This window comes from Alcanivorax sp. S6407 (genome assembly GCF_023016115.1).
Classification (GTDB): Bacteria; Pseudomonadota; Gammaproteobacteria; order Pseudomonadales; family Alcanivoracaceae; genus Alcanivorax.
Map to the genome: position 1 here is coordinate 983,657 of NZ_JALKBH010000002.1, position 19,531 is coordinate 1,003,187.

Genomic DNA, 19,531 nt, shown 5'->3' on the forward strand with positions numbered 1-19,531 from the left:
TGGTTATTATTGAAGTGTTTTTTCTTGCTAAAGATACACTTACAGGTTTTTTATGTCGAATTACTTTAGGTGTAAGTAATAGCAGAACAGATATTAGATCACAACAACCTTTCCACCATATAATGATCCACTTCACGGGCCGGCTAGGCCTTTCTACCGATCCAAGCCAGTAGTTGCCGAAAACATGCGTTTACCCATCTGGACCCGATTCCTCCTCCTCCTCGCCACAGCCGGCGCAGGCGGCGGCCTTCTTGTACTCGCCGCCAGCTACCTGTATCTGGCCCCGCAGCTGCCCCCCGCCAGCCAGATTCGCGAGGTGGAATACCAGATCCCACTGCGCATCTACAGCCGGGATATGAAGCTTATTTCAGAATACGGGGAAAAGCGACGCCAACCAGTTTCCTATGAACAGCTTCCCGAACAACTGGTACAGGCTATTTTGGCCGCCGAAGACGAGCGCTTCTTCAGCCATAACGGGGTCGATCTCAAGGGATTGATTCGCGCCGCAGTGGAACTGGCACGCTATCGGGAAATCCGCTCTGGCGGCTCCACCATCACCATGCAGGTGGCTCGGAACTTCTTCCTGGACAGCGAACAGCGCTTCCTGCGCAAATTCAACGAAATTGTGCTCGCCATCCAGATAGAACGGGTGCTCGACAAGGAAGAAATTCTCGAGCTTTACCTGAACAAGATCTACCTGGGCCACCGCGCCTACGGAGCAGAAGCCGCCGCCCAGGTGTATTACGGCAAGTCCATCAGTGAGCTGAACGTGGCCCAACTGGCCATGATTGCCGGCCTGCCCAAGGCGCCCTCCGCCTACAATCCGATCACCAACCCGGAGCGAGCCCTGGTCCGCCGCAACTGGATTCTTCAGCGCATGGAGGAAACCGGCGCGCTTGATACCGAGGCACGCATGGCCGCCCAAGAGCTGCCGGTCAGCGCCCGCTTCCATGCTGCCCAGCCGGAAGTGGACGGCGCCTATTTTGCCGAGATGGTGCGACTGCAGGCCATGGAACTGATCGATGACGATCTCTACACCGCCGGCATCCGCATCATTACCACCCTGGACAGCGAGCGCCAGGCCTACGCGGTGAACGCCCTGCGCCAGGGGCTGCACAGCTACGACGAGCGCCACGGCTATCGCGGCCCGCTGGCCAAACTGGACATCAGCAAGCTGCCAGCCCTGCCCGTGATCACCGCCGCCAGCACCGAGACCACACCCGAGCAACCGGAGACGCCAGAAGGCAGCGAAGATAAAGCCGAGCTGGACCTGACTATCAACGGCCTGGATCCCGACATTGCCGCCTGGGTCGCCCTGATCAAGGACCGTTCGCGCATCGGCCCCCTCAATCCGGCCATCGTCACCGCCATCGACGACAAGGAAGCTGAAATCCTGTTCCGCGACGGCAAGCGCGCCCGCCTTGCCTGGGATGACATTCGCTGGGCTCGCCGCCACATCAGCGACAAGTACGTGGGTGACGAACCCAGCAAGGTCAGCCAGGTCATGGCCCCTGGCCACGTAATCCATGTACGCCCTGTGGGCAGCGGCGACGAGCGCCGCTGGCGCCTGGCCGAACTACCCCGCGCCCAGTCCGCACTGGTGTCACTAAACCCCCATAATGGCGCGATCGAAGCCATGCAGGGCGGCTACAGCTTCTCTGTCTCCAACTTCAACCGGGCAGTTCAGAGCAAGCGCCAGGCGGGCTCGGTCTTCAAGCCCTTCGTCTACACTTCGGCACTGGAAAACGGCTTTACCCCGGCCTCCATCATCAATGATGCCCCCGTGGTATTCGATGACGAGAAGCTGGAAACCGCCTGGCGTCCCAGCGGTGCCAGCGGCAAGTTTTACGGCCCAACCCGCATGCGCGAAGCCCTGTATCGCTCATTGAACCTGGTCTCCATTCGTATCCTGCGGCAGATTGGCATCAGCCAGGCCATGGGCACCCTGGAACGCTTCGGCCTGCCCATTGACACCTTTCAGCGCGACCTGTCCCTGGCGCTGGGCAGCGCCAGTGTCACCCCCATGGAAATCGCCACCGCCTACAGTATTTTTGCCAACGGCGGCTATCGCGTGTCGCCCTGGGGCATCCTGCGTATCGAGAAGGAAAATGGTGACGTCCTGTGGAAAGCCCCCGAGGTCGTTCTCTGTGAGCAGGATTGCCAGCCAGCGGAAGCCAGCGAGGTGGAGCTGGAGCCGGTTTCCGCCCCTCCTTCCCTGTCCGAAGTCCTGCACAAGGAGGAACCTGAAAGCAGTGATGCCGACAACGAGGCCGTCGTGACCATCCAGCCTGAACCACTGGTGGCTCCTCGGGTACTGGATGCCCGCGTCGCCTGGTTGATGTATTCCATGATGCAGGACGTGGTCCGCCGCGGCACCGGCCACATGGCCAACACCCTTGGCCGCCGCGATCTGGCCGGCAAGACCGGCACCACCAATGACCAGGTAGACGCCTGGTTCTCAGGCTACTCCCCTGAACTGGTGGCCACCGTCTGGGTAGGCTTCGACAACCCCAGCACCCTGGGCTGGGGCGAGTACGGCGGCAAGGCCGCCCTGCCCATCTGGATGGACTATATGGGCCCGGCCCTGAAAGGCCGGCCTGACCAGCAGATGGAACAACCCAGCGGCATCACCATGGTGCGAATCAACCCGGAGAACGGCTTGCTGGCCCGACCACAAAATCCGGACAGCGTCGCCGAGTACTTCATTGAGGATCAACTCCCCGAGCTGGAGCCCCCGCTGGGCCTGGCCGGCGGCAGCAACGCGCCGGAGCAGATTTTTTAAAGAGACGCTTCACGCAACATGCATCACGCAACACGGAAAGGCGTGAAGCATCATGCATGATGCTTGCAGCCATAAAAAAACCGCCTTTAGGCGGTTTTTTTATGGCTGGCGTTGCTTGTTACAACTCCGGGAAAATCTCATCCAGGGAGTTGAGCGGGTAGTGGGACGGGTATCCCTTGCGGGCCACGCCACTGTCCACCGCGGCCTTCGCCACCGCTGCTGACACCTTGCCCAGCAGACGAGGGTCGTTGGGCTTGGGGATGATGTAGTCAGCACCGAAGGTCAGCGGCTCACCACCGTAGGCATCCAGCACCTCCTGAGGCGGAGCGGTACGCACCAGCTCAGCGATGGCGTGCACGGCAGCAATCTTCATTTCCTCATTGATAGAGGTAGATCGCACATCCAGCGCCCCGCGGAACATGTACGGGAAGCACAGCACGTTGTTGACCTGATTCGGGAAATCGGAACGGCCGGTGGCCACGATGGCATCGGCACGAGCGGCCTTGGCCACTTCCGGGCGAATTTCCGGGTCCGGGTTGGCCAGCGCGAAGATCACAGGCTTGTCGGCCATCTTCTTGACCATCTCCGGTGTCAAGGTATCCGGCCCGGATACACCGATAAACACATCCGCACCTTCGATGGCGTCATCCAGAGTGCGCTTGTCGGTATCGTTGGCCAGCGCAGCCTTGTACTGGTTCAGATCATCACGACGACTGTGGATCACACCCTTGCGGTCCAGCACCAGGATATTTTCCTTGCGCGCGCCCATCTCGATCAGCAATCGCACAGACGCCACACCTGCAGCACCCGCACCCACACACACCACCTTGATGTCCTCAATGCGCTTTTTCTGGATCTCCAGCGCATTGATCAGGCCGGCACAAACCACGATGGCGGTGCCATGCTGATCATCATGGAACACCGGCACATCACACTGCTCCTTGAGGATCCGCTCGATCTCGAAGCACTCCGGGGCACGGATATCTTCCAGATTGATGCCACCAAAGGTGCGATGGATACGCATCACGGTATCGATGAAGGCCTGGGAGTCCTCAGAATCCACCTCGATATCGAACACATCGATACCGGCAAACAGCTTGAACAGGATGCCCTTGCCTTCCATCACCGGCTTGGAGGCCAGCGCCCCCAGATTGCCCAGTCCCAGAATGGCAGTACCATCACTGATCACCGCCACCAGATTACCCTTGGAGGTGAAACGGTATGCCAACTCCGGCTCCCGCGCGATCTCCCGTACCGGCTCTGCCACACCCGGGCTATAGGCCAGGCTCAGATCGCGGCTGGTCGCCGCCGGCTTGGTTACCTCAACGCTGATTTTCCCGGGACGGGGTTTGGCGTGGTATTCCAACGCTGCCGTCTTCAAATCCTCGGACATGATGGTCTCCGCTGGTCCCTGAAAGGGATATACACTGTGTACGCAAGGTCAATAAAGCAAAAAGCACCCGGAGGGTGCTTTTTGCAAAACATGATGTGGAGAAGAGAGGCTATCAGCCTTTCTTGCTGCGCATCACGCCGAAACGCTGCTTGAACTTGTCGATCTGGCCGCCGCTGTCGGCCTGCTTCTGCTTGCCGGTGTAGAACGGATGGCAGGCAGAACATACGTCCAGAGACATGTCACCACCACGGGTGGAACGGCTCTCGATCACGTTGCCGCAGCTACAGGTATAGGTAGCTGCCTGGTATTCGGGATGGATCTCTGCTTTCATGGTCTTGCTCCGGTATGTGTCGCTACCTGCCTCTCCGACAGGCACCACACGACTTGCGTCGAAAAAAAAGAAGGCGAATCATAGCAGCTTGGCTCCAATCCGCAAGCGCCGTAGCACTGTGGTCTCAGAACCACTCGACATCAGGAACCCTCGTGCCAGCCCAACCCACACTGCAAATTGCCCTGCCAGTCCCCCTGCCAGGGTTGTTCGACTATCTCTACAAAGGCAGTGAACCGCCGGCACAGGGCTGTCGTGTACAGGTACCATTTGGCCAACGCACCCTTATCGGTGTGGTCCACGGCCACGGCAATAGCGACTACCCGAAGCTGAAAGCCATCAAGACCGTCCTCGACACTACCCCTGTTATACCGGCCGAACTGTATGCATTGTGTGAAAGGGCGTCTCGCTACTATCACTATCCGCTGGGCGAAGTGCTCAGCGACGCCCTGCCCGCACTGTTGCGCCAGGGCAACGACCCGCAGGCCAGCCAGGAAAAACGCTGGCAGCTGACCGAGCGCGGCCAGCACGTCCAGGACGACCAGGTCCGCCGTGCCCCGCGGCAACTGCAGGCACTGCAAGTACTGAGAGAGCACCCCAAGGGGCTCAGCAGTGCCATGCTGGGGGCACTGGACGTGAGTCCGCAGGCACTGACCAGCCTTCGCGACAAGGGCTGGGCCGAGCAGATCCTGCTCGACACCCCGATGCACACCCCCAGGGAAGTGCTCGCCGAGCCTCCCTTGCCCGCCAACGGCGAACAGCGCACCGCCATCCATGCGATTCAGGATGCCAGCGGCTTTACGCCTTTTCTGCTCGACGGCGTGACCGGCAGCGGCAAGACCGAGGTCTACCTGCAGGCCATGGCGCCTGTGTTGGCGGCGGGCAAACAGGTGCTGGTGCTGGTTCCCGAAATCGGCCTGACTCCACAGACCGTGCAACGCTTCCGTCAGCGCTTCTCGGTGCCCGTGGTCACCCTGCACTCCGGCCTTACCGACCGTGAACGCCTGGATAACTGGCTGGCGGCCCGGGATGGCAAGGCACGCATCATCATCGGTACCCGTTCGGCCATCTTTACGCCACTGGACCAAGCCGGCCTGATCATCGTCGACGAGGCCCACGATGGCTCACTGAAGCAACAGGATGGTTTTCGCTACCACGCCCGGGACCTGGCCACCTGGCGTGCCCAGCAGCTGGACATCCCGGTGGTGCTGGGCAGCGCCACCCCGTCCCTGGAAACCCTGCAACTGGCCCGTGATGGCCGTTTCAGCTGGCTGAAACTGTCCCGTCGCGCCACCGAACAGCAACGCCCTCATATCGAAATTCTCGACGCGACCCTGGCGCCACCCAATCAGCCATTGCTGCCCACCTCCCTGCAGGCCATCAAACACTGCGTCAGCGAAGGCAACCAGGCCCTGGTGTTCATCAACCGGCGCGGCTACGCCCCGATGATTCTCTGTCAGGACTGTGGCTGGCAGGCAGAATGCAAACGTTGCGACAGCTTCCTTACCTGGCACCGCAGCGAGAACAGCCTGCGCTGCCACCACTGCGACAGCCAGCAACGGGTTCCCGCCCGCTGCCCGGATTGCGGCTCCGGCGCTATCCATGAGGCCGGCAGCGGCACCGAAAAGCTCACCGAGCTGCTGGAGCAATCCCTGCCCGTGCCGGTAATTCGCGTGGACCGGGATGCCACCCGCCGCAAGGGCGAACTGGACGCCAAGCTGGCCACCATCCGCAAAGGGGAACCGGCGGTACTGGTGGGCACCCAGATGCTCGCCAAGGGCCACCACTTTCCGAAGCTGGCGCTGGTGGTGATTCTGGATATGGACGCAGGCTTTCTCAGCGCCGATTTCCGCGGCCCCGAGCAAGCCGCCCAGTTACTCCTGCAAGTGGCCGGCCGTAGCGGCCGGGAAGGCAAGGGCCGGGTACTGCTGCAGAGCCGCCACCCGGATCACCATCTTCTGCAGCTGGCGGCCAGCGGGGACTACCCCGCCCTGGCCAGCGCCTTGCTGGAAGAGCGCCGCATGGCTGCCCTGCCGCCGTTTGGTCATCTGGCCCTGTTTCGCTGCGAGGCCATGACCCTGGGCAAGGCCATGAACTTCCTGCAGGAACTGGCCGTACAGCAGGCCGCCCCCGGGGTGAATGTACTCGGCCCGGTGCCTGCCCCCATGGAAAAGCGCGCCGGCCGTTACCGCGCCCAACTGCTACTGCAAAGCCCCCAGCGCGGTCCGCTGCACCAGACCCTGGACGCCCTGCTGGCCACCGCCCGCAGCCTCCCCCAGGCCCGTCAATGCCGCTGGCATGTGGATGTAGATCCAATAGACATGCTTTGAAAACGCCACACGCAGCACGCTTCACGCAACATGCCGGAGCCCCGCGTGATGCGTGTTGCGTGTTGCGTGCTGCGTAACAAGCCCTTTTCCCGTACAATCGCCGGCCAGTCAAACGGCCCCGACGGACCCCATGAAAGAACGCCTGATTACCCTGATTGAAAGCGCCCTCGACACCTTGATTGCCGACGGCACCCTGCCTGCGGATGCCAAGCGCCCGGTGCAGATTGATCGCACCAAGGACAAGAGCCACGGTGATTTCGCTACCAATATCGCCCTGATGCTGGCCAAACCTGCCGGCATGAAGCCCCGCGACCTGGCCGAAAAGGTGATTGCCGCCCTGCCGCAAGACAGCGCCATCGCCAAAACCGAAATTGCCGGGCCCGGCTTTATCAACTTCTTTCAGGCCAGCGACTGGCTCAACAGCCTGCTGGATCAGGCCCTGGCCGATAAGCACCTGTCCGTAGCCCGCCCCGAGCAGCCGCAGACCGTGGTGGTGGATTACTCCTCCCCCAACCTGGCCAAGGAAATGCATGTCGGCCACCTGCGCTCCTCCATCATTGGCGACGCCGTGGTGCGCACCCTGGAATTCCTCGGCCATAACGTCGTTCGCCAAAACCACGTGGGCGACTGGGGCACCCAGTTCGGCATGCTGCTGGCCTATCTGGATGAGCAGAAACACGAGGAAAGTGCGGCAGAGCTGTCCAGCGAACTGAGCGACCTGGAAGGATTCTATCGCGCCGCCAAGCAACGCTTCGATGAATCCGAAGAGTTTGCCACCCGTGCCCGTGGTCTGGTGGTCAAGCTGCAGGCCCACGATCCCGACTGCCTGAAGCTGTGGGGCGAGTTCAACAGCATCTCCCTGAGCCACTGCCAGGCGGTCTACGACCGTCTCGGCGTCAGCCTGACTGCTGATGACGTACGCGGTGAAAGCGCCTACAACGACGACCTGTCGCAGGTGGTCGCCGATCTGGACGCCAAAGGCCTGCTCAGCGAAGATCAGGGTGCCCAGTGCGTGTTCATGGACGAATACAAGAACAAGGAAGGCGACCCTCTGCCGGTGATCGTGCAGAAGGCCGACGGCGGCTATCTCTATGCCACCACGGATCTGGCCGCCCTACGCTACCGCGCCAACACCCTGGGCGCGGATCGCATGCTCTACTTTGTCGACCAGCGCCAGGCACTGCACTTCCAGCAGATGTTCAGCCTCTCCAAGCTGGCCGGCTTCGTACCGGAAAGCACCGAGCTGTCGCACATGGGCTTCGGCACCATGAACGGACCGGACGGCCGCCCATTCAAGACCCGTGATGGCGGCACCGTGAAGCTCATCGACCTGCTCAATGAGGCAGAAGAGCGCGCTTATGCGCTGGTGAAGGAAAAGAATCCGCAGCTGGACGAAGAAGAACTGCGCACCATTGCCCGCGCCGTGGGTATTGGCGCCGTGAAATATGCGGATCTGTCCAAGAACCGCAGCAGCGATTACATCTTCAACTTCGACCAGATGCTCAGCTTTGAAGGCAACACCGCGCCCTATCTACTTTACGCCTACACCCGGGTCGCCAGCATCTTCCGCAAGGCCGAACTGGACATGACCCAGGTCAGCGGCGAGTTCCTGCTGCAGGAAGACGCCGAACAGGCCCTGGCCGCCCGGCTGGTGCAATTCGGTGAAGTGCTGCAAAGTGTGGCAGAAAAGGGTCTGCCCAATCTGCTGTGCCTTTACCTGTATGAGCTGGCCGGCCTGTTCTCCAGCTTCTATGAGCACTGCCCGATCCTCAACAGCGAGGATGAAGCTCTCAAGCAGAGCCGCCTGAAACTGGCAGCCCTGACCGCCCGCACCCTGAAACAGGGCATGGAACTGCTGGGCCTGACGCCACTCGAACGGATGTAACCGACCTCCGCTGCATTACCAGGAAGGACCATGGCGAAGAATACGCGACGGGGCGCCAGCCGCAGCCCCGCCAGAAAGAAGAAGACACAACGACAGGTGCCCGGCTGGGTATGGATGTTTACCGGCCTGATGGTCGGTCTGTTTGTGGCGTTCCTGTTCCACCTGGGCAACACCCAGCTGCAGCAGGGCGGCAAACCCACCGCCAGCACCACCAAGCCCAAACCCCAGGCAGACAAACCGGCACCCAAAAAGGACGAACCCAAGGCCGGTGACGATTCACCCCAGTTCGATTTCTATGCGGTGCTGCCGAAAATGGAAGTGATCGTGCCGCAGACGGAAACGGATAGCGGCACCCGGCAAACCACCACGACCAAACCAAAGGAAAGCAGCCGCCAGACCAGCACGGAAACCAGCTCCCGTACCAGCGACGAGAAATACCTGCTGCAGGCCGGCAGCTTCCGCCGCAACGAAGACGCCGACCGCCGCCGTGCCGAGCTGATCCTGAAGGGGTTCGAAGCCTCCATTCAGTCCGTCAATCTGGACACCGGTGATAGCTGGCACCGGGTCATGATCGGCCCCTACAACAACCTCAACGCCATGCATCGCGCCCAGGATCAGCTGGCCAGCAACGGCATCGAGACCCTGCCGATCAAGATGAAAAAATAGACGCAGCACGCATCACGCATCACGCAACACGCCTGCACGCGGCGGAGATGGGCTCACGCCCATTTCCGCCCTACCCCCAATCCCCCACCCAACGCCGGTGCGCGGCCATCAGCCGTTCAGCCCCCACGATGCCAACCCGCGCCGCTATTCACTGTTAACTATTCACTATTAACTGTCTTTACCTGTCTTTTGCCCCCCTCCATGAACTTGGATCAGAACGATTATTAGCGCAGTATCGGCAAAAGGATTTCTGTCATGTGGGCGTTATCGCCTTCGTGCAAGCTGTTTGAGCCAGTTCAATCAAGGAGAAGATAGATGAAATCGTTATGGTACTCAGGCCCGCTTTTGCTGGCTTCTCTCACTCTTGTTTCAGGCTGCAACGAGAACGCGAACAGCCCCTCCGGACAAACCGCCGCCCCGGCCACCAAGGTAGAAACCGTTACCGAGGCCGAGCCGGCCACCATCAAGGCCAACGACGCCCTGCGCGATTACCTGCCCTTTGATGACACCAGCGACTTTGCCAACGTGGATAAGGGTTTCATTGCCACACTGGATGACAACATCATCCAGAATGCCCAGGGCAGCACCGCTTTCGATCTGAACCAGTACGATTTCATAGAGGGCGATGCGCCCGCCACCGCCAACCCCAGCCTGTGGCGACAGAGCCAGCTGAACGCCAAGCACGGGCTGTTCCAGGTCACCGACGGCCTTTACCAGATTCGCGCCTTCGACCTTGCCAACATGTCCTTCATCCGCGGCAAGACCGGCTGGATCATTGTCGACCCGCTCACCGCCAACGAAACCGCCGCGGCCGGCCTGGCACTGCTGCGTGAAAAGGTGGAAGACCTGCCGGTGTCCGCAGTGATTTTCACCCACAGCCACGTGGATCACTTCGGTGGCGTCAAAGGGGTGCTGAAAGAAGAGGAAATCGCCTCAGGGAATGTCCAGATTGTGGCGCCCGAACATTTCTTTGAAGAGTCCGTGAATGAAAACCTGATGGCCGGCAACCAGATGTCCCGCCGCGCCAGCTACATGTACGGCAACGTGCTGGACAAGTCCCCCACCGGCACCCTGGGTAGCGGGCTTGGCACCACCACCGCCGCCGGCAGCGTCAGCATCGCCGAACCCAACGTCACCATCGATCATTCACCACAGAAGGAAACCGTGGATGGCATCGAAATGGTGTTCCTGCACACCCCCGGCGCAGAAGCCCCTGCCGAGCTGATGTTCTACATCCCCTCGCTGAAAGCCCTGTGTCAGGCCGAAGAGATCAACCACACTCTTCACAATCTTTACACCCTGCGTGGCGCGAAGGTACGCAGCGGCCTGCTCTGGTCCAAGTACATCCATGAAACCATCGAACGCTTCGGTGATGACGTGGAAGTCTCCTTCGGCAGCCACCACTGGCCCACCTGGGGCAATGAGGAAATCCTCAACCTGTGGACCGCCCAGCGCGACGTATACCGTTACATCCACGACCAGACCCTGCGTCTGGCCAACCATGGCTACAACGGGATCGAAATCGCAGAGATGATCCAGCTCCCCGACTCACTCCAGAAGGTCTGGGCCAACCGCGGCTACTACGGCTCGGTGAGCCACGACGTGCGCGCCCAATACCAGCTCTACTTCGGCTGGTTCGATGGCAACCCCGCCAATCTGCACGCCCTGCCACCACAGGATTCCGCGGCAAAATATGTGGAATACATGGGCGGCGCTGACAGCATCATCAGCAAGGCGCAAAAAGATTTCGACAACGGCGAATACCGCTGGGTGGCCATGGCACTCAACCATGTAGTCTTTGCCGATCCGGACAACCAACAGGCCAAAAACCTGCTCGCCAATGCCTACACCCAGATGGGCTACCAGGCAGAATCCGGCCCCTGGCGTAACTTTTACCTCAGTGGCGCCAAGGAACTGCGCGACGGCGTCAAACAGGCCGCCACACCGGATACCGCCAGCCCGGATATCGTCAACAACCTGAGCCTGCCGACCCTGCTGGATTATCTGGCCGTGCGCTACAACGGCGAGAAGGCCGCCGAGCTCAACGGCACCATGAACCTGACCATGACCGATACCGGCGACAAGGTGACCATCTACCTGGGTAACGGTGTACTCAACTACACCCTCGGCAAAACGGCTGATGATGCAGACGTCAGCATCACCACCACCCGAGCCACCCTCAACCAGGTGAACCTTGGTAAAACCACCTTCAATGACGCCATTGAAAAAGGCGACGTGAGCATCGAAGGCGATGGCGAGCTACTGAAATCCTTCAGCAGCTCACTGGATTCCTTCGAGTTCTGGTTCAACATCGTCACCCCGTAAGCTCCAGCACCCCGCCGGCCGAACCGGCGGGGTGCATCCCTCTCAAAACAACCCGCCCCACTCACCATCCGTGCGCGGCCTCCAACCTCTTCCCGCCCTCCTGCGCCAACCCGCGCCGCTATTCACTGTTAACTATTCACTATTAACTGCTTTCAGACGCTTGAATCCCTCCCCCTCAGCCCCACATCTGCAGAATCACTATGAAAGGAGCAGAATGTGACCACGATCGTATCCGTGCGCCGCGGCAACAACGTTGTTATTGGCGGTGACGGCCAGGTGTCACTGGGTAACACCGTCATGAAAGGGAATGCCCGCAAGGTACGCCGCCTTTACCACGGCAAGGTGATTGCCGGTTTCGCCGGCGGCACCGCCGACGCCTTTACCCTGTTCGAGCGCTTTGAAGCTCAGCTGGAAAAACACCAGGGGCACCTGGTCCGCGCCGCCGTGGAACTGGCCAAGGACTGGCGCACCGACCGCGCCCTGCGCCGCCTGGAAGCCCTGCTGGCCGTGGCAGACAAGGAAGCCTCGTTGATCATCACCGGCAACGGCGATGTGATCGAACCGGAGGATGACCTGATTGCCATCGGCTCCGGTGGGCCCTATGCCCAGTCCGCCGCCACCGCCCTGCTGCACAACACCGAGCTGAATGCTCGGGATATCGTCGAAAAGAGCCTGACCATCGCCGGCGATATCTGTGTATTCACCAACCAAAAGCAAACCATTGAAGAATTGAGCTGGTAATCCCATGCCTAACCTGACTCCGCGCGAAATTGTTCAGGAACTGAACAAGCACATTGTCGGCCAGGCGGCCGCCAAGAAATCCGTTGCCCTGGCCCTGCGCAACCGCTGGCGCCGCATGCAGCTGCCCGCCGAGATGCGAGCAGAAGTCGCCCCCAAGAACATTCTCATGATTGGCCCCACCGGGGTGGGTAAAACCGAAATCGCCCGTCGTCTTGCCAAGCTGGCCGACGCCCCCTTCCTGAAAGTGGAAGCCACCAAGTTCACCGAAGTGGGCTATGTGGGCCGCGATGTGGAATCCATCATTCGCGACCTGGTGGAAATGGCCATCAAGATGCTCCGTGAAAAGGCCATTGCCCGGGTCGGCAGCCAGGCCGATGACGCCGCTGAAGAACGCATTCTCGATGCTTTGCTGCCCAGTGCGCGTGGCGAAGAACAGAGCAAGACCGACAACGCGACCCGCCAGATCTTCCGCAAGAAACTCCGTGAAGGCGAGCTGGACGACAAGGAAATTGACATCGATGTGGCCGCGAACCCGGCCGGCATCGAGATCATGACCCCGCCCGGCATGGAAGAGATGACCAGCCAGCTGCAGCAGATGTTCTCCCGCATGGGCGGGAACCAGCAACGCAGGACGCAGAAACTCAAGGTCCGCGAAGCCTACCGCCTGATTCGTGATGAAGAAGCGGCCCGCCACGTCAACGAAGACGAACTCAAGGTGCAGGCCATTGATGCGGTGGAGAACAACGGCATCGTCTTCATCGACGAAATTGACAAGGTGGCCAAGCGCGGCGAAACCGGCGGCACCGATGTGTCCCGGGAAGGGGTCCAGCGCGATCTGCTGCCGCTGATCGAGGGCTCCACCGTGTCCACCAAGTACGGCATGGTGAAGACCGATCACATCCTGTTCATCGCCTCCGGCGCCTTCCATCTGGCCAAGCCCAGCGACCTGATCCCGGAACTGCAGGGCCGCCTGCCGATCCGCGTGGAACTGAGCGCCCTGAGCCCGGAAGACTTCCAGCGCATTCTTACCGAACCGAAATGCTCCCTCACCGAGCAATACAAGGCGCTGCTGGAAACCGAAGGCCTGAGCCTGGAAATCACCGACGAGTGCATCCGCCGCATCGCGGAAGTGGCCTGGCAGGTGAATGAACGCACCGAAAACATCGGCGCCCGCCGCCTGCACACGGTGCTGGAGAAACTGCTGGAAGAGATCAGCTACGACGCCGACGATCTCGCCACCCAATACCACGACAAACCGCTGGTGCTGGATGCAGAAGCCGTGGATCGCTATCTCGGCGAACTGGCCGATGACGAAGATCTGAGCCGGTATATTCTGTAACCGCGGCACGCAACACGCATCATGCAACACGCCTTTCTGCGTGCTAGCGTGATGCGTGGTGCGTGCTTGCGTCTCCCTTTGCTATTATCCCCGCCGGAGGAAAATCCATGACTGCCGGCGAACAGCTTCAACATTATCTCGACCGATTCTTTTCCCTGCGCCAGCACGGTGACGATGCCCTGTTTCTCGAGCGTCTGCGCCGCCTGCAGGACTGGCAGGGCGAACGTCTGAAAAACACCCATGCCCACCTGCTGGATGACCCGGTGACCGCCGAAGGCATCCGCTTTCTGCTGGAAGAGGTGTATGGCGGCCGCGAGCTGCTGCCGGTGGCGAAGGAGATCCGTCGCGCCCTGCCCAAGGCCATGAAGCTGCTGCCGGACAAGGTCATGGTTACTTCTGCCGCCGCCCTGGAGGCCGCCATCCTTACCCAGGAGCTGGATGAGGCGGTGACAGAGCTGCTCGGCGAGGAACTGGATCAACCGATCACGGAAATGATCTACCTCAAGGGTTTTCGCCAGGATCACCACCGCAACGAGCGTCAGCGTCAGCTACAATTGGTGGCTGAACTGGGGCATCGACTGGATCGTTACATCCGCTCGCGTATGCTGCTCACCACCTTTCGCATGGTGCGCAAGCCAGTCCATGCGGCGGGCTTTTCGAACCTGTATGATTTCATGGATCGCAGTTTCCGGGTCATGAAGCCGGTCCCCAGTGTAGGTCTGTTGCTGGAGCAACTGGCGGCCACCGAGTCGGCCATTATGGACCGGGTTTACGATCACCATCCGTCACCGTTTGAGAATCATCATGTCTGACAACGAAAAGGTCACACACTTCGGCTACCAGCAGGTGCCGTGGCAGGAAAAGCAGCAGAAAGTGGCCGGCGTATTCCGCTCTGTAGCAGGCAAGTACGATGTGATGAACGACCTGATTTCCATGGGCAGCCATCGCATTCTCAAGCGCATGACCATCGAGCTGGCCGGCATTCGCCCGGGCCAGAAGGTGCTGGATCTGGCTGGTGGCACCGGCGATCTGGCCATCAAGTTTTCCCGCCTGGTCGGCGAGACCGGTCAGGTGGTGCTGGCCGACATCAACGATGCCATGCTGGAAGTGGGCCGCGACCGTCTTATCGATGCCGGCTGCAGCCACAACACCCAGGTGGCCCAGGTGAACGGCGAATGCCTGCCGTTTGAAGACAACACCTTCCACTGCATCACCATCGCCTTTGGCCTGCGCAACATTACGGATAAAGACGCGGCGCTGCGCTCCATGCTGCGGGTGCTCAAGCCCGGCGGCCGCCTGCTGGTACTGGAATTCTCCACGCCCACCAACAAGACCCTGGCCAAGGCCTATGATGCCTACTCCTTCGCCGTGTGGCCGAAACTGGGCAAGCTGATCGTCAACGACGCTGACAGCTACCAGTATCTGGCCGAGTCCATTCGCATGCACCCGGATCAGGACACCCTGCAAGGCATGATGGATGAAGCCGGCTTTGCCCGTACCGAATACTTCAACATGCTCGGCGGCATTGTTGCCCTGCACAGGGGATTCAAGTTCTGATGAGCCTCAAAGACCAATCCCGTTCACCGGGGCTGATTTCCACCACCGCCCTGGCCACCGTAGAGCGCGCCATCAACACCGCGCTGCGCACCGACCCTGCCACGGCTGCCAAGGTGGCTGTGCATTCTGGCCGGCTGGTTGCCATCGAAGTATCCCTGCCGCCCATGGCAGTCTACGCGCTCATCGTCGAAGACGGCGTCGAGCTGTATCACCGCAGTGATGCCACCCCGGATGTGGCCGTGAAAGGTAGCCCGATGGATCTGGCTGCCCAGCTACTGGACTGGAACACCCGTCCCGGCGTAATCGGCGGCCCGGTACAGATCACCGGCAACAGTGAACTACTGCAGGAACTGCAGGACCTGGCCAGTGAACTGCAAATCGACTGGGGCGCCTTGCTGGAGCCCATTACCGGCTCGGAACTGGCACAACAGATCGACTTCGGCGCACGGCAGTTTTTTGGCTGGGCCAAACAGGCTGCCGGACGACTGGTGGATCAGATCGGCGATTATGTAGGCAATGAATCCGGGCTGATTCCCAGCCGCCGCGAGGTGTACGAATTCGGCCAGGACGTGGATGATATCCGTATGGACGTGGACCGCCTGGAGGCGCGTATTCAGCGCTTCCGCGCTGCCCGCAACAGCGCCTCAGGTGAAGGGAGCAACACCCACTGATGCTGCCCATTACCCGCATTCTGGTGGTCACCCATGTGGTGTGCCGCTACCGGCTGATCGCCCTGCTACCGGCCCACCCTCTTCGTAACCTGCTGCTGTTGCTGTCATTCCTGATGCCCTCCAGTTGGCTGGGTACCGGCAAGCTCAGCGAAGGCGAGCGGCTACAGAAGGCGCTCGAGCGACTGGGACCGATCTTCATCAAGTTCGGCCAGCTACTGGCCACCCGGCAGGACATGCTGCCTCCGGAGTGGACCGCCGCGCTGGCCCAGCTGCAGGACCAGGTCGCACCGTTCAGCGGTGAACAGGCCAGAGCCCTGGTGGAAGCCAGTCTCGGCCAACCCATGGATGAGGTTTTCGCTGACTTCGATACCACCCCGCTGGCGGCCGCCTCGGTGGCCCAGGTGCATCCGGCAACACTGAAGAATGGTCAGCAGGTAGTCGCCAAGGTGCTACGCCCCACTATCCGTCCGGTGGTGGAACGGGACCTCAAGGTCATGGCCTTCGGCGCCCGCTGGCTGGAACGGCTGTGGCGCGATGCCCGCTACTTCCGTCCGGTGCAGGTGGTGGAAGATTACCGCGACATCATTCTCGGCGAGCTGGATCTCAGTGCCGAAGCACGCAACAGCGAAGCCATGCGCCGCCACTTTCTGTTTAGCCCGCTGCTGTATATCCCGGCTATTCATCTGGAGTATTCCAGCAATACCGTGATCATCATGGATCGCATCAATGGCATTCCGGTGAATGATATTGAGCGCATCAAGGCCGCAGGCATTGATCCCAAGCTGCTGGCTGAGCGCGGCGTGGAAATCTTCTTTTCCCAGGTATTCCGCTTCAACCTGTTCCATGCCGACATGCACCCAGGCAACATCTTCGTCAATCCGGAACATCCCGAGTCGCCACAATACATGGCCGTGGATGCGGCCATTGCCGGGCGGCTTTCCAAAGAAGACCTGAATGTGCTGGGCCGCATGGTGCTGGCAGTGATGCGCGAAGACTACAGCGGCCTGGTCGATGCGGTGATCCGCGCCGGCTGGAACCGGGCGCCCATCGACCGCCCCCGCTTCGAGCGAGCAGTGATTGACCTGGTGGAACCGGTACGTTCGGCGCAGCTGGACCAGCTGGAATTTGCCCCGCTGGTGATGAAGCTGTTTGACCTGGCCCGTCGCTATCACATCGAAATGCCGGTGCAGTACATCCTGCTGATGAAGACGCTGGTGCACATCGAAGGGCTGGGGCGCAGCATCTACCCGCAACTGGATATCTGGAATACCGGCAGACCATTGCTGGAAGCGTGGATGATGGCCGAATACGGCCCCAGCGCCACCCTGAAGAAGCTGCAGAACCGCCTGCCCGAATGGACCGCCCAGTTGCCGGACATGCCGGATTTACTGCGCGATGGCCTGGAAACCCTGCGCGACCTGCCTTACCAGCAGGATCGCCTGGAAGCGCGTCTGGAGCAGCAACTGGTCCGTCACCGTCACAAGCTGCTGGCCGGATTCGCCGGGCTGGGCTGTGCCGGCGCCGCCCTGTGGTTAGCCAATCCTTACAGTTGGCCTCTTTCTGCGGCGGCTCTGGTACTGGTGAGCTGGGGCTGGCGGCGCTAGACTGTGAATCCGCTTTCTCCCGGTCTGCCAGCAAAAGGCCAGATCGATCGGGAAAGCCGCAAGCACAACACCGACTTACTGAAAACCAGCAGAAATACGTCAACTATGTCAGATATTCTTAGCCAGCTTTTTCAGGTACTGGAATCCCGCAAGGGCGCCGATCCGGACAGCTCCTACGTGGCCAGCCTGTATGCAAGGGGCCTCAACAAGATTCTCGAGAAAGTTGGCGAAGAAGCGGTAGAGACCATTCTGGCCGCCCGGGACAGTGAAGTCAGCGGCGACAACAAGGCCCTGATCAGCGAAACTGCAGATCTGTGGTTCCATAGCCTGGTCATGTTGGCCAAACTGGGCGAACACCCGGATAAGGTACTGGCGGAACTGGAACGCCGTTTCGGCCTGTCCGGCCATGACGAAAAAGCCTCGCGCAGCCAAAAGCACTGACGCAGGCACACACCTAATAAAAGCGGAGAGAACCCATGTTATCCGGCATCAGCATCTGGCAGTTACTGATCCTTCTGGCCATTGTGGTCCTGCTGTTTGGCACCAAGAAACTGCGCAACATCGGCGGCGACCTGGGCGGCGCCGTGAAAGGCTTCAAGAACGCCGTCAAAGAGGGAGAAGAAGAGCAGGACCAGAAGCGTCTCGCCGAAGAAGACGACAAGCCTGCCGCCGAAAAGACTGCATCCAAAGACAAGGATCAGGCATAACACACCGCCTGCCCAGCCGAGGCTGCAATGTTTGATATCGGTTTTGCCGAACTTACCCTGATCTTCATCATCGGTCTGGTGGTACTTGGCCCGGAACGGCTGCCTACCGTGGCACGCACGGTGGGCCACTGGCTGGGCCGCGCCCGCTCTACGTTCAACAATCTGAAAAATGAACTGGAACGTGAAGCTGTCACCAGGGACATGCGCGAACGCATGGAAAAACAGATGCGCGAGATGGGGCTGGACGAAGACAGCATCCGCGAAGCCCGGGAAAGCCTGTTAAGCCCTGACGACATTGCCAAGGCTCGCCAGCCCGCCGGGGAGGAAAACCGCATCCAGCCAGACCGCTCCAAGGACGCCCAGGCCCAGGACCAGACACGCAATGACTGACGCCAGCACCGACACCGGCCAGCCCTTGATGGATCATCTGCTTGAGCTGCGCAACCGCCTGCTCAAGGCCATGGTGGCAATCTTTGTGGTGTTTCTGTGTCTTTTCTATTTTTCGCGAGAACTGTACACCCTGGTGGCCAAACCCCTGATGGACGCCATGCCGGCAGGCACCAACATGATTGCCACGGGCGTCGCCTCCCCATTCCTGGCGCCGTTCAAGCTGACGCTCTATCTGAGCATCTTCGCAGCCATGCCGTTCATTCTTCATCAGGCCTGGGCTTTTGTGGCTCCGGGGCTGTACAAGCATGAAAAGAAACTGGCCGTGCCACTGCTGGCCAGCAGTGTGCTGCTGTTCTATGCCGGCGCCGCCTTCGCTTACTTCGTGGTGTTTCCCCTGATGTTCCAGTTCTTTACCGCCATTGCCCCGGAAGGCGTGGCAGTAACGACGGACATCAGCAGCTATCTGGACTTCGTGCTGGCCCTGTTCCTGGCCTTTGGTCTCGCCTTTGAGCTCCCTATTGCCATCGTGCTGCTGGTCAGCACCGGCGCTACCACCGTGAAAAAACTCAGCGCAGCTCGCGCCTATGTGGTGGTGGGCTGCTTTGTCCTTGGCATGCTCTTGACGCCCCCCGACGTGATCAGCCAGACCCTGCTGGCCCTGCCCATGTGGTTCCTGTTCGAAATGGGATTGCTGGCCGCCCGCCTGGTCGAGAAGAAGCCCGCCGCCGACGACCAATAGCATCCTCGGCGGTGCCCCCCACTGTTTCTGCCTCATCGCTCGTAGCTCGCAGCTTAATTCTTCGCAGACCTCCA

At 60.5% G+C, this 19,531-nt stretch carries 17 protein-coding genes; 15 read left to right on the forward strand and 2 right to left on the reverse strand.

All coding sequences use genetic code 11. The features are described 5' to 3' along the window. Nucleotides 1–184 precede the first annotated feature (184 nt). Complete coding sequence (locus tag MWU49_RS07710; protein ID WP_246970258.1) at nucleotides 185–2,782, forward strand: penicillin-binding protein 1A; 2,598 nt, start codon at nucleotides 185–187, stop codon at nucleotides 2,780–2,782. Between the two features lie 118 nt (nucleotides 2,783–2,900). Here MWU49_RS07710 and MWU49_RS07715 read toward each other — a convergent pair whose 3' ends face one another. Together MWU49_RS07715 and rpmE are read right to left on the reverse strand one after the other, a co-directional pair. Further along, on the reverse strand, nucleotides 2,901–4,175 hold the full coding sequence (locus MWU49_RS07715; protein WP_246970260.1) for a malic enzyme-like NAD(P)-binding protein: 1,275 nt from the start codon (nucleotides 4,173–4,175) through the stop codon (nucleotides 2,901–2,903). 112 nt (nucleotides 4,176–4,287) lie between these two features. Beyond that, on the reverse strand, nucleotides 4,288–4,506 hold the full coding sequence (gene rpmE, locus MWU49_RS07720; RefSeq protein WP_161318397.1) for a 50S ribosomal protein L31: 219 nt from the start codon (nucleotides 4,504–4,506) through the stop codon (nucleotides 4,288–4,290). A 152-nt stretch (nucleotides 4,507–4,658) separates the two neighbouring features. Here rpmE and MWU49_RS07725 point away from each other — a divergent pair, with 152 nt between their 5' ends. From MWU49_RS07725 to tatC, 14 genes are all read left to right on the forward strand, one after another. Next, on the forward strand, nucleotides 4,659–6,833 hold the full coding sequence (locus MWU49_RS07725; RefSeq protein WP_246970262.1) for a primosomal protein N': 2,175 nt from the start codon (nucleotides 4,659–4,661) through the stop codon (nucleotides 6,831–6,833). A gap of 130 nt (nucleotides 6,834–6,963) precedes the next feature. After that, the gene (gene argS / locus MWU49_RS07730) at nucleotides 6,964–8,718 is read left to right on the forward strand and encodes an arginine--tRNA ligase (RefSeq protein ID WP_246970264.1); all 1,755 of its coding nucleotides are present in this window, start codon (nucleotides 6,964–6,966) and stop codon (nucleotides 8,716–8,718) included. 30 nt (nucleotides 8,719–8,748) lie between these two features. Beyond that, a complete protein-coding gene (locus MWU49_RS07735) occupies nucleotides 8,749–9,384 on the forward strand; it encodes an SPOR domain-containing protein (protein WP_246970266.1) in 636 nt (211 codons plus the stop codon). A gap of 315 nt (nucleotides 9,385–9,699) precedes the next feature. Further along, nucleotides 9,700–11,709 (forward strand): alkyl sulfatase dimerization domain-containing protein, encoded by a 2,010-nt coding sequence (locus tag MWU49_RS07740; RefSeq protein ID WP_246970268.1) that lies wholly within the window; start codon nucleotides 9,700–9,702, stop codon nucleotides 11,707–11,709. A 216-nt stretch (nucleotides 11,710–11,925) separates the two neighbouring features. Beyond that, the gene (gene hslV / locus MWU49_RS07745; protein ID WP_246970271.1) at nucleotides 11,926–12,450 is read left to right on the forward strand and encodes an ATP-dependent protease subunit HslV; all 525 of its coding nucleotides are present in this window, start codon (nucleotides 11,926–11,928) and stop codon (nucleotides 12,448–12,450) included. A gap of 4 nt (nucleotides 12,451–12,454) precedes the next feature. After that, nucleotides 12,455–13,789, forward strand: coding sequence for an ATP-dependent protease ATPase subunit HslU (gene hslU, locus MWU49_RS07750; protein ID WP_246970273.1), 1,335 nt, complete (start codon nucleotides 12,455–12,457; stop codon nucleotides 13,787–13,789). 107 nt (nucleotides 13,790–13,896) lie between these two features. Next, entirely contained in the window at nucleotides 13,897–14,601 is a 705-nt protein-coding gene (locus MWU49_RS07755) for a hypothetical protein (RefSeq protein ID WP_246970275.1), read from the forward strand. After that, entirely contained in the window at nucleotides 14,594–15,346 is a 753-nt protein-coding gene (gene ubiE / locus MWU49_RS07760) for a bifunctional demethylmenaquinone methyltransferase/2-methoxy-6-polyprenyl-1,4-benzoquinol methylase UbiE (RefSeq protein WP_246970279.1), read from the forward strand. Before MWU49_RS07755 ends, ubiE begins: the two co-directional genes overlap by 8 nt. After that, nucleotides 15,346–16,017, forward strand: a complete 672-nt coding sequence (locus tag MWU49_RS07765; protein WP_246970283.1) for an SCP2 sterol-binding domain-containing protein — start codon at nucleotides 15,346–15,348, stop codon at nucleotides 16,015–16,017. Before ubiE ends, MWU49_RS07765 begins: the two co-directional genes overlap by 1 nt. Next, nucleotides 16,017–17,621: an AarF/UbiB family protein gene (locus MWU49_RS07770; protein WP_246970285.1), complete on the forward strand. Its 1,605-nt coding sequence runs from the start codon at nucleotides 16,017–16,019 to the stop codon at nucleotides 17,619–17,621. The genes MWU49_RS07765 and MWU49_RS07770 overlap by 1 nt, the downstream gene beginning before the upstream one ends. A 105-nt stretch (nucleotides 17,622–17,726) precedes the next feature. Continuing rightward, nucleotides 17,727–18,062, forward strand: a complete 336-nt coding sequence (locus MWU49_RS07775; RefSeq protein ID WP_246970288.1) for a phosphoribosyl-ATP diphosphatase — start codon at nucleotides 17,727–17,729, stop codon at nucleotides 18,060–18,062. Between the two features lie 35 nt (nucleotides 18,063–18,097). Beyond that, nucleotides 18,098–18,328 carry a Sec-independent protein translocase subunit TatA gene (tatA, locus tag MWU49_RS07780; protein ID WP_246970291.1) on the forward strand — a complete coding sequence of 77 codons (231 nt, stop codon included), beginning with the start codon at nucleotides 18,098–18,100 and terminating at the stop codon, nucleotides 18,326–18,328. A 27-nt stretch (nucleotides 18,329–18,355) separates the two neighbouring features. Further along, the gene (tatB, locus tag MWU49_RS07785) at nucleotides 18,356–18,718 is read left to right on the forward strand and encodes a Sec-independent protein translocase protein TatB (protein WP_246970294.1); all 363 of its coding nucleotides are present in this window, start codon (nucleotides 18,356–18,358) and stop codon (nucleotides 18,716–18,718) included. Then, the gene (gene tatC / locus MWU49_RS07790; protein ID WP_246970297.1) at nucleotides 18,711–19,457 is read left to right on the forward strand and encodes a twin-arginine translocase subunit TatC; all 747 of its coding nucleotides are present in this window, start codon (nucleotides 18,711–18,713) and stop codon (nucleotides 19,455–19,457) included. The genes tatB and tatC overlap by 8 nt, the downstream gene beginning before the upstream one ends. The last annotated feature ends 74 nt before the right edge of the window (nucleotides 19,458–19,531 follow it).